The 10,507-nt window shown below is 63.6% G+C and carries 10 protein-coding genes and 2 pseudogenes; 5 read left to right on the top strand and 7 right to left on the bottom strand.

All coding sequences use genetic code 11. The features are described from left to right. Positions 1-194, top strand: a pseudogene (locus EOA75_RS21470) (LysR family transcriptional regulator); the annotation flags it as partial. A 107-nt stretch (positions 195-301) separates the two neighbouring features. Here EOA75_RS21470 and der read toward each other — a convergent pair. Continuing rightward, positions 302-1,732, bottom strand: a complete 1,431-nt coding sequence (gene der, locus EOA75_RS21465) for a ribosome biogenesis GTPase Der (RefSeq protein WP_127325100.1) — start codon at positions 1,730-1,732, stop codon at positions 302-304. A 6-nt stretch (positions 1,733-1,738) separates the two neighbouring features. Next, complete coding sequence (locus EOA75_RS21460) at positions 1,739-2,404, bottom strand: tetratricopeptide repeat protein (protein ID WP_066999055.1); 666 nt, start codon at positions 2,402-2,404, stop codon at positions 1,739-1,741. A 202-nt stretch (positions 2,405-2,606) separates the two neighbouring features. Between EOA75_RS21460 and EOA75_RS21455 the strand changes: the two are divergent. Continuing rightward, positions 2,607-3,610 (top strand): annotated as a pseudogene (locus EOA75_RS21455) (polysaccharide deacetylase). Between the two features lie 69 nt (positions 3,611-3,679). On the opposite strand, the gene sbmA reads toward EOA75_RS21455, so the two are convergent. From sbmA to EOA75_RS21440, 3 genes are all read right to left on the bottom strand, one after another. Further along, positions 3,680-4,939, bottom strand: a complete 1,260-nt coding sequence (gene sbmA, locus EOA75_RS21450; protein WP_127325099.1) for a peptide antibiotic transporter SbmA — start codon at positions 4,937-4,939, stop codon at positions 3,680-3,682. A gap of 122 nt (positions 4,940-5,061) precedes the next feature. Continuing rightward, positions 5,062-6,222 carry a YbfB/YjiJ family MFS transporter gene (locus EOA75_RS21445; protein WP_095776225.1) on the bottom strand — a complete coding sequence of 387 codons (1,161 nt, stop codon included), beginning with the start codon at positions 6,220-6,222 and terminating at the stop codon, positions 5,062-5,064. 72 nt (positions 6,223-6,294) lie between these two features. Then, the gene (locus EOA75_RS21440) at positions 6,295-6,492 is read right to left on the bottom strand and encodes a hypothetical protein (RefSeq protein ID WP_095800927.1); all 198 of its coding nucleotides are present in this window, start codon (positions 6,490-6,492) and stop codon (positions 6,295-6,297) included. A gap of 95 nt (positions 6,493-6,587) precedes the next feature. On the opposite strand from EOA75_RS21440, the gene EOA75_RS21435 reads away from it, so the two are divergent. From EOA75_RS21435 to EOA75_RS21425, 3 genes are all read left to right on the top strand, one after another. Next, positions 6,588-7,502 (top strand): LysR substrate-binding domain-containing protein, encoded by a 915-nt coding sequence (locus tag EOA75_RS21435; protein WP_095823837.1) that lies wholly within the window; start codon positions 6,588-6,590, stop codon positions 7,500-7,502. 140 nt (positions 7,503-7,642) lie between these two features. Then, positions 7,643-8,899 carry an aminopeptidase gene (locus tag EOA75_RS21430; RefSeq protein WP_127325098.1) on the top strand — a complete coding sequence of 419 codons (1,257 nt, stop codon included), beginning with the start codon at positions 7,643-7,645 and terminating at the stop codon, positions 8,897-8,899. Between the two features lie 22 nt (positions 8,900-8,921). Beyond that, positions 8,922-9,269, top strand: coding sequence for a DUF488 domain-containing protein (locus EOA75_RS21425; protein WP_095823839.1), 348 nt, complete (start codon positions 8,922-8,924; stop codon positions 9,267-9,269). A gap of 197 nt (positions 9,270-9,466) precedes the next feature. Here the strand turns inward: EOA75_RS21425 and EOA75_RS21420 are convergent, their stop codons facing one another. After that, a complete protein-coding gene (locus tag EOA75_RS21420; protein WP_082954003.1) occupies positions 9,467-9,814 on the bottom strand; it encodes an ArsC family reductase in 348 nt (115 codons plus the stop codon). 184 nt (positions 9,815-9,998) lie between these two features. Continuing rightward, positions 9,999-10,352 carry a nuclear transport factor 2 family protein gene (locus tag EOA75_RS21415; protein WP_066988871.1) on the bottom strand — a complete coding sequence of 118 codons (354 nt, stop codon included), beginning with the start codon at positions 10,350-10,352 and terminating at the stop codon, positions 9,999-10,001. Between the last annotated feature and the right edge of the window lie 155 nt (positions 10,353-10,507).

Raw genomic sequence — 10,507 nt, 5'->3', positions numbered from 1 at the left:
CAGCCACTGTCAGGGCGATCGCGCCGGGCGTGCTCGGGCTGCCGCTCCTGCCGATGATGGCGCTGCATCTGCACCAGAAGGATGCCGAGCTCGATCCGGTGGCGGCACGGCTGGCAGAGATATTGCTGGAGGCGGCGCTGGATACGCTGCCGGAGGGAGCGCGTTTCGGCGAGGGCTTGCGAGCGGTCGCGTAGGTTCCAAGCCATTCTTCATCCTCGAGCGGAGCAAGGAGCGAAGCGACACGGCACAGACCCGTGAATGACGACGGGAGTGGCGCTGCCGACCCTTTCCCACAAAGGGCTCAGCGCTTCTTCGCCCGACCTGCGAAAGGATTCTCCGAGGTGCGCAGCGCCATGCGGATCGGCACGCCGGGCATGTCGAAAGCATCGCGCAGGCTGTTCGAGAGGTAGCGGACATAGGATTGCGGCATCGCGTCCGGGCGCGAGCAGGAGACGACGAAACCCGGCGGCCGGGTTTTTGCCTGCGTGACATATTTGATCTTCAGCCGGCGGCCGGCGACGGCGGGCGGCGGATGATGCGCCAGAATGCCTTCCAGCCAGCGGTTGAGCTTGCCGGTCGAGACGCGGCTGTTCCAGACCTTGTGCGTCTTGATGACGGCGTCCATCAGCCGATCGAGGCCGCGCCCGGTCTCGGCAGAGACCGTCACCGCCTGAATGCCGCGCACTTGGGGAAGCAACCGCTCGGTCTTTTCGCGCAGCTCGGCCAGAAGCTCCTGCGGGTTGTCGATCAGGTCCCATTTGTTGAAGGCGATCACCGGCGCGCGGCCCTCGCGAATGATCAGGTCGGCGATTTGCAGGTCCTGCTTCTCGAAGGGGATGGTGACGTCGAGCACGATGATGACGATCTCGGCGAAGCGGATAGCGCGCAGGCCATCCTGCACCGAAAGCTTCTCGAGCTTTTCCTGGACTTTGGACTTGCGCCGCATGCCGGCGGTGTCGAACAGCTTTATCCGGCGGCCGCGCCAGTCCCAGTCGACCGAGATGGAATCGCGGGTGATGCCGGCCTCGGGTCCGGTCAGCAGCCGCTCCTCGCCGATCAGCGCATTGATCAGCGTCGACTTGCCGGCATTGGGGCGGCCGACCACGGCTATGCGCAGCGGCTTGGTCTCGTCATAGGCCGGCTCGGCGTCGGGGTCGGCGATATCCTCGCCGATCAGCACCTCGCTCACGGCGATCTCATCGCCCGGCTGTTGCGCGTCCTCGCCGAAGGCGCGTTCCTCGCCGAGTGCCGCGATCACCGCATCGCGCAGATCGGGCATGCCTTGGCCATGCTCGGCCGAGACGGGGATCGGCTCGCCGAGGCCGAGTTCCCAGGCTTCCAGCATGCCGCCTTGCGCGCCTCGCGCTTCCGCCTTGTTGGCCACCAGCACCACCGGCTTGCCGGATTTGCGGACCACGTCGGCGAAGGTCCGGTCGTCGGGCATCAGGCCCGACTTGGCATCGACGGTGAAGAAGATCAGGTCGGCCTCGCGGATGGCGATCTCGGTCTGCTGGCGCATGCGGCCGGGCAGCGTCGAGGCCGCCGCATCCTCGAAGCCGGCGGTGTCGATGACGTCGAAGTGAAGATCGTAAAGCTTGGCGGCATGGACGCGACGATCGCGCGTCACGCCCGGCGTGTCGTCGACAAGCGCCAGCTTCTTTCCCACCAGCCGATTGAAAAGAGTCGATTTGCCGACATTAGGCCGGCCGATGATGGCGACTTTGAACGTCATCCGGGGTCACGAAGCGTTGCCCGACCCGCGGATCAGCTCGGACATCAACTGCGCCCGCTGGCGCGCATTGCGCGGGGCGCCGTCATCCGAAGCGATCTGGTCGAACAGTTTCAGCGCATCCGCCGACTTGCCTTCCTTCCAGGCGGCAAGGCCGAGCGCCTCACGCGCCGAGCTGCGCAGCGGATTGGTGTCGGCGGTGAGCGCCTCGACACGGCTGGAGACATCGGCAAACGAGCCGTGATCCACCAGCAGCAGCGCCGCTCTCAATCGCGCCATGTCGCGGATGCCTGCGGGAATGGCGCTGTCGGCCGCGACCGCATCGAAATCCTTGACGGCGGCGTCGACGTCTCCCTTGTCGGCCTTGACGGTCGCGGCCCGCATGCGGGCGAGCAGCGGATAGGCGCCATAGCCATCCTTTTCCAGCTGATCGAGAGCGGCGATCGCCTCGTCGTTCTTGCCGTCATTTGCGAGCTTGAGCGCCTGCGAGAAGGCATCGCCCGACCGGTTGGCGCGGGTCTCGTCCCAGTAGCGGTAGCCGACGAAGGCGGCAGTCGCCACCACGATCAGGATCGCGGCACCGAGCAGGGCCGGACCAAAGCGGTCCCACAGCGCCTGCGCCTGCTCGCGACGAATCTCTTCGTTGACTTCGCGGATAAAACTGTCGTCCGACATCAATCAAAAACCATTGCGGCCCCGGAACGGAGCGCTTCTTGAGCCCCGCGTTTTAGCGAAATTTCGTCGGCATGGAAGAGGGATCGCCGGAAAATCGGCGGAGGCTCCCAGTGCCCCACAGGCCTTGCCGGAACGCATCGATGCTACATTTGGGCGATAGACGGCTTTCCTACAGCCCCAAAGGTTGCCCAAAAGGTTGCCAGTGCCACGTTCGTTCCGCGTCCTTGCGTTCAGCCTCGCCTGGCTTGGCTCCGTTGGCACGGGGCTTGCCGATCCGCCGAAACCGATGGCGGCGAAACCAAAGCAGATCGTGCTTATCTCCTTCGACAGCGCACGCGAGATCTCGCAATGGGAGCGCAGCCGCGCCTGGCAAAGCGCACCGGCGCGCATTTCACGTATTTTCTGTCCTGCGTCTTCCTGCTCTCGCCGAAAACGCGCGCCGAGTACGTCGCGCCCGGCAAGGGTGCAGGCAAATCGAATATCGGCTTCGCCGCCTCGGAGCAGGATGTCGCGGACCGGCTGCAACAGATCCGGCTCGCGGCCGCCGAAGGTCACGACATCGGCAGTCATGCCTGCGGACATTTCGACGGCAAGGGCTGGAGCAAGGCCGACTGGCTGGCCGAGTTCTCAGCGTTCCGCCGCGTCCTCGAAAACGCCTATGCGATCAACGGCATTTCGCCCGAGCCCTCTGGCTGGCGTGAATTCGCCCGCCATGCCGTGATCGGTTTCCGCGCGCCGTACCTCTCGGCCGGCAGGGCCCTTTACGAAGCGCTGCCCGAGGCCGGCTTCCAATATGACGCAAGCGGTGTCTCGAACGGCCCTGCCCTGCCGCGCGCAAAGGACGGCACCACCCGCTTTGCATTGCCGCAGATTCCGGAGGGGCCGAAGTCGAAGCGGGTGGTGGCGATGGACTACAACCTCTATGTTCGCCATTCGGGCGGCTTCGAGAAGCCGTCGATGGCGGGCGTGTTCGCCGACCGCGCCTATCGGGCGTTTCGCGCAGCCTTCGATGCGCAATACAACGGCAAACGACTTCCGCTGGGGCTCGGCTTCCACTTCACGCAGATGAATGCCGGCGCCTACTGGAACGCGCTGGAGCGCGTTGCCGGTGAAGTCTGCGTCATGGAGCAGGTCGAATGCATCAGCTTCCGCGACTATATCGAGCGGCAGCGCTCCGGCGATGCACGGGTTGCCGTGGGCGGCTGAGCCGCCCACTTCCAATCTCTTGCCTGGGCGCAATTCCGGACGGAAAGGCGCTCCGCAATTGTTCCGAGTTCAGGCCGGATCCTCCGCGCTCTGCCGCGCGAGATAACGCTGGTCGATGTCTGGCAGCGGCTCGCCTTCCAGCGTCGCCTCGAAGGCGCGCAGGCGCTTGTGCACTGACTGCAGCTCGACGATGGTCGACCAGGAATTCAACAGGAACTGCAGCGAATTCGTCACCTTGCCGAAGGCGTTCGAAATCTGGTTCAGCGCACCGAAGGTGATCTTGTGCGCAACCAGCGAGGGCCCGAGGATCAGCAGCGAGAAGATGTTGTCGGCCTGCAGGTAGGTGTACCGGACGACGTTGAAATAGATGTAGTGGAAATAGAGCCTGAAGTAGTTGCGGCGCACATTGTCGAACAGTTCCGTCGTCGTCGCCGGCTGCGCCCGGTCGGGATGGTCTTCGCCGTAGACGAGTTCCTTGCGATAGGCGGCCTCGACGCGCTGGTTGCGGAACTGGAGGCCCGGCAGCTTGATGCCGGCGAGCATCACCGAGGCCGTGCCGAATATGCACCACCCCAGCGCGGCAACGACCAGGGGCTGCGGCACCGCGCCCAGGATCGGCAACTCGGTGATGTGCGCTTGCAGCTGGATCATCACCGGCAGGAAGGCGATGAGGGTCATGATCGACTGGACGAAGCTCGAGCCCAGGTCCTCCATGATCTGCGAGAAGCGCATCGTATCCTCCTGGATGCGCTGCGAAGCGCCCTCGATGTGGCGCAGCCGGCCCCAGTTCGCCATGAAGTAGTCGTTCATCGCCGTGCGCCAGCGGAAGATCCAGTGGCTGACGATAAAGGCGTTGACCACCTGCACGTTCATGCCGACCAGCGCCAGCCAGGAGAAGTCGGCCAACCCCTTGTAGAACTCGATGTCAGTCGATGGCGTCGTCCCCGACATCAGCCCCTGGACATAATCGAAGAAAGGTCCGTACCAGTTGTTGACGGCGACGCTGACCTGCACGTTGAAATAGATGAAGAAGAGAATGACGGCGGTCATCAGGATCGACCAGTTCTGCCACGGATGCGGAGCATACCAGCTCCAGAACGCGTAGAAGATCGCCACACAGGCCACGAAGTACATGTAGAACCACAAGAACGGCTTCGACCATAGAACCGCGATGCCGATGATGGGCGGCGCACCCGCAGCCGCTGGCGGCATGCCGAGGATGGCGCCCAGCTGTTCGCCGCCGAAGAACCAGAACAGGATCGCCGCAAGGCTCCAGAGGGCGGCCGAGGTGAAGAAAAGCTTCGGCTGCGGGAAGAAGGATACGAACACTGTGGCGGGTTTCCTCGGTCTGACCGCAAATCAGCGGCGTTGCTGTTCGGCGGGCATAAGGTCACACATTACTGGGAAAGAAAATGCCCGGCCCGGCGCCCGGCACCGAACAAGACCACAAATCATGGCGATTTTGGTGCAGCCGACCAGGCAACGACGCCGGAGACCAGCAGAGCGGCAGCCGCCATTGTCGAGGCGAGCACATAATTGCCCGAGGCCTGGGCGAGCAAGCCGGCGGCAATCGGACCGATGATCTGGCCGAGGCCGAAGGCGGCGGTCATCACCGCGAAGATGCGGCGCGGCGCCTGCGGCGCAAGCTGCCTTGCCGCCTGCAGGCCGAACGCGGTGATGGCGATGAACGTGCCGCCGAGCAATATGGCAGCCAGAAGCGGCCCGCTGAAACCTTTGACGACGACGCTGGCGATGACGCCGACCACTTCGACCAGGCAGCTCACGGCATAGGCCGTATAAAGCCCGATCCTGCCGGCGAGCTTTTGCCAGAACCAGGTCGAGGGGAAGCCGGCAAGACCGGCGATCATCCAGACCGAGGCCTCGAAGACACGTCCGCCGCCGTCCTGGCGAACGATGGCGACCAGAAAAGTGGCCGTCACCACATAGCCCAAGCCGAACAGCCCATAGGCAAGGATTATCTTCGTCAGCGATCTATCCTTCGGCAACGCCGGTTCAGGCCCATCGACGCCATTGGCGGGCGTGGCGGAGCCCGCGAGGATCGCGACGAGGAGCAGGCCGACAGCGGAAATTGCTCCCGACCATAGCCAGCCCGCGGGCCAGCCGGCATGGGCCGTGACGAGGATGGCCAGCAGCGCCGAGGACGCCGCAATGCCCAGGCCGACACCGCCGAAATGCAGCGCTTGCAGATCGCCGCGGCCTGCCTTTGCAAGATGGCTGAAGACGATCGACGACATGAAAACCATGACGAAGGCGCTGGCCAGGCCGGCGAGAAAACGAATGGCGAGGAAAGCGGCCATCGTCTCGTTCAGTCCCATCAGAGCCGCGAGCACGGCGCTCGCGGCAAGGCTTGCGAACATCAGCAGACGCTCGCGGCCATGCGCCCAGCCGCCGGCCGCGGCGAGCGCGCCAATGAGATAGCCGAGATAGTTAGCGGAAGCGATCCAGCCGGCGTCTGCCGGCGTCAGGTGCAACTCTTCCATCATGCCGGGCAGGATCGGCGTGTAGACGAAGCGGCCGATGCCCATGGCGACGGCGAGAGCCGTCATGCCGGCGAGGGCAAGGCGCAAGGGAGATGGCGAAGCGGCTTTCATTGCAGCGCAGCATAAATGTGTGCACGTGCGAAACAATGCGATTGCGTTGGGCCAGGCCGGCTTGGCCCGCCTTCAGCGGCAAGCCGTCTCGTACACCGTGCGGCCGGCCGTGAGCCGGAACGGCATATCGCCGAGCTCGCGCTCCGACATGGAGTCCAGCACCGGATGCGACAGAGGATCGACCGTCCAGCGGGCAATCTCGCCGTCGTCCTGCCAAGCCTGTCTTGGCTCAGCGCCGGAAAGCCCCTTCAGCAAAGAGAAAATCTTCATTGACCTGCCTCCAAGCCCGGTTTGCCTCGCTAGAATCCGCTTTTCTTCGGCACGTTTCAATTGAGATTTGAGACCAGCAAGTTTAGAAAAACTGGATGACGATCCTGAACCGTGTCCACCTCAATGGCTTGCGTGCCGTCGAAACCGTTGCCCGCGTTGGATCGCTTGCCGCGGCGGCTGCCGAACTCAATGTTTCGGTCAGCGCCGTCAGCCAGCAGATCAAGCGCACGGAAAAACAGCTGGGGCAGGCGCTGTTCGAGCGGACGTCCGGCGGACTCGTGACGACGGAATTTGGCGTCGTTTTCACGGCCCGGCTGAGCGCCGGGTTCCGCGAGCTTGCGCAAGCGGTGGCGTTGGCCGACGAGGCAACGGAATGCACCCTGGTGGTGTCGGTGGCGCCCGCCTTCGCCTCGAAATGGCTGTTGCCCAGGCTGTCGCGGCATTTTGCCCGCCATCCCAACGTGCTCTTGCGCATAGACGCTTCAGGCAGGCTCGCCGATCTCGACCATTCCGATATCGACATTGCGATTCGGATGGGCGACGGCGCTTGGCCGGGAGTAAACGCGGAACTGCTTTTGGCGCAGGAAGTGTTTCCGGTCTGCGTACCAGCGATCGCGGCCAAGCTGAACTCGATCGAGGACCTGGCGCGGACCTGCGCCATCACCGACGAGCGGGCAATGATCAGCTGGGATAGCTGGTTCAAGGCGGCCGGCGTCGAGCCGGTCACTTTCCAAAAAGGCGCGCGCTTCACCGATCCGATGCTCTGCCTGGAATCTGCAATCGCCGGCCATGGCGTGATGCTCGCCTGGCAATTGCTGACCGCCGATGCGCTGGCCGATGGCCGGCTGGTCGCCCCTTTCGGCGTGCGAGCTGAAAGCGGGCTCGGCTACTGGATGGTGACCTCGGCCACCAAAAGCGAAAGCCGAAAGGTGCGCGACTTCAAGGCCTGGGTCCGCGAGGAGATCGAAGCGACCAAGGCGCAGTTCCGGGCGCTCGACAGCGCCGCCTGAGCTCGTTTGAGCATGATCTTGTCCGAACGCCGCCATGCACTTTTCGCGATCATGCCTGGAGTCCCAGTCGATCGCGGTGGAAAGGCCGGGCGCAGCGGTCTATGTAAGGATCAGACCCCACAATCACGGCAGGCAGGATCATGACCACACATTCGCGCGGCGTCTCGGCAACCATCGACCCGGTGAAGCTCGACAGGCTGGCCGAAGTCGCCGTCAAGGTCGGGCTGCAGCTGCAGCCGGGACAGGACCTGGTGCTGACGTCCTCGATCGCGGCGCTGCCGCTGACCCGGCGCATCGTCGAGCATGCCTATAAGGCCGGCGCCGGGCTGGTGACGCCGATCTTCAACGACGACGAGATCACGCTGGCGCGTTTCCGCTATGGCGCCGACGCCGGCTTCGACCGCGCCGCCGGCTGGCTTTACGAAGGCATGGCGAAAGCCTTCGCCAACAATGCGGCGCGGCTTGCGGTGCGCGGCGAGGATCCGTCTCTCCTGTCGGCGCAGGACCCGGCCAAGGTGGCGCGGGCCAACAAGGCGAATTCGATGGCGTACCAGCCGGCGCTCGAAAAGATCACCGGTTTCGACATCAACTGGAACATCGTGGCATATCCGGATGTTGCCTGGGCTCGCCAAGTGTTCCCGGGCGAGCCCGACGATGTCGCGGTGGTGAGGCTCGCCGACGCGATCTTCTCGGCCTCGCGCGTCGATGTCGAGGATCCGATCGGCAACTGGAAGGCGCACAACGCGGCCTTGGCCGAGCGCACGAAATGGCTGAACGAGCACAATTTCCACGCGCTGCATTTCACCGGACCGCGCACCGACCTCACCGTCGGCCTGGCGGAAGGTCATGAATGGATGGGCGGCGCTTCGACGGCGAAGAACGGCATCACCTGCAATCCGAACATCCCGACCGAGGAAGTCTTCACCACGCCGCATGCGAGGCGCGTCGAAGGCCATGTCTCCTCGACCAAGCCGCTCTCCTACCAGGGTACGCTGATCGACGAGATCTCGGTGCGCTTCGAGGGCGGTCGGATCGTCGAGGCCAAGGCCTCGAAGGGCGAGGACGTTCTGAAGAAGGTGCTGGACACCGACGAGGGCGCGCGCCGGCTCGGCGAAGTGGCGCTGGTGCCGCATTCCTCGCCGATCTCGAAGAGCGGCCTGCTGTTCTTCAACACGCTGTTCGACGAGAACGCCGCCTGCCACATCGCGCTCGGACAGTGCTATTCTAAGTGCTTCGTCAACGGCGCCTCGCTCAGCCAGGACGAGATTGCCGAGCGCGGCGGCAACAAGAGTTTCATCCACATCGACTGGATGATCGGCTCGGACAAGATCGACATCGACGGCGTCGGCAAGGACGGCAGCCGCGTGCCGGTGATGCGCAAGGGCGAGTGGGCCTGAGAGACCCGACGCGGAGACAGCCTTGGACGTGGCGGTAAAGCGCGTCTACGAAGCGCCGGAGAGGAGCGATGGCCAGCGTGTGCTGGTAGACCGCGTCTGGCCGCGCGGCGTCTCCAAGAAGGACGCCGCGCTGGACCTTTGGCTGAAGAAGATCGCGCCGAGCACCGAACTGCGCAAATGGTTCGGGCATGATTTCGAACGATGGCCGGAGTTCCAGAAGCGGTACTGCGCCGAGCTGGACGGCAACGAGGAGGCTGTGGCGCAGCTGCGAGAACTGCTGCGCCACGGCAAGGTGACGCTGCTCTTCGGCGCGCATGACGAGGCGCATAACAATGCGGTGGCGTTGATGGGGTATTTGCGGAGGGAGTAACCTCTCTCTCGTCGTCATCCTCGGGCTTGACCCGAGGATCCATGCCGTGACTGTCACCGAAGGACGCAACGGAGCAGAACTCTTAAACCGCCACAACGCTTTAGCGTCGCGGCATGGAATCCTAGGGTCTGCGCGCGTCGCTTCGCTCGTTGCTCGCCCTAGGATGACGAGGGATAGTGTGCCGCGCCTGCCGAATCCTACTTCACCGCCTCTTCATAAACATCCGGCTTGAAACCAACCAAGATGCGGCCACCCACCTCCAGCACGGGCCGCTTGATGATAGTGGGCTTGGCGAGCATCAGCTTCTTCGCTTTCTTCTCGTCGAGCGCTTCCTTATCCTTCTCCGGCAGTTCGCGAAAAGTCGTGCTGCCCTTGTTGAGCAGTCTCTCCCAGCCGACCTTATCGACCCAGCCATTCAGCCTTTCCGCCTCGATCCCTTCGGCGCGATAGTCATGGAAGCGGTAGGGAAGGTCGCGGCTCTCCAGCCAGACGCGCGCCTTCTTGATCGTGTCGCAGGTGGTGATGCCGTACATGGTGATCGTCAATTCGGACCTCGGGCGGATGGATTGCGAATCTGGCCGAATCCTAGGCTTGCCTTGCCCGCTTTGCCAGCGTGACTACGTGAAGACGATTTGGCGCTCTCCATGGCGGCCGGAATATCATCTTGGCCGCCATGTCTGATTTTCAGATCCTGCAACGAAGATTCGGAATGCCAGACGCCGATCGGCTTCAATAGTAGAAGCGCTCTTCGCTGATCTTGCCGTTCTTGACCGTATAGAGGCCAACCTCATCCATTTTGACGCGTTCGCCGGTAGATTTGGGCGTCACGTCAAAGGTGAAGCGCAAGGCGAACTGGTCGCCATTGACGTAGGGGCCCTCGATCGAGCCGCCGTGAACCTCATGGTTCGCTTCCCACCATTCGCCCTTCTGCTTTACGGCGTCCCTGCCGCTGCAAACGGCCATGGGCCCTTCCATCGCCTCGTAGCTGACGATGTTATCGGCATTGTATTTCGCGGCAGCGCCGCGGTTGTCGCCCTGCTTGAGGAGTTCGGTGAAATGCTTGGCGACTTCGGCAGTGGTCATGATTTCCTCCCGGTTTGGACAGACCCGAGATAGGGAGCTCCCTCGTGACCTGCCATCGCCGAAGCGTCGGTAGCTGACAAATCGTGTCAGGATCGAATGCCGGTCTGCTAATAACACCCGCGCTGGATCGCCAGCCGGCGCACCAGCGCCAGCAC

The sequence above is a fragment of the Mesorhizobium sp. M1A.F.Ca.IN.022.07.1.1 genome (genome assembly GCF_003997575.1).
In the GTDB taxonomy this organism is placed as follows: domain Bacteria; phylum Pseudomonadota; class Alphaproteobacteria; order Rhizobiales; family Rhizobiaceae; genus Mesorhizobium.
This window is presented reverse-complemented; position numbering and strand designations above follow the sequence as displayed.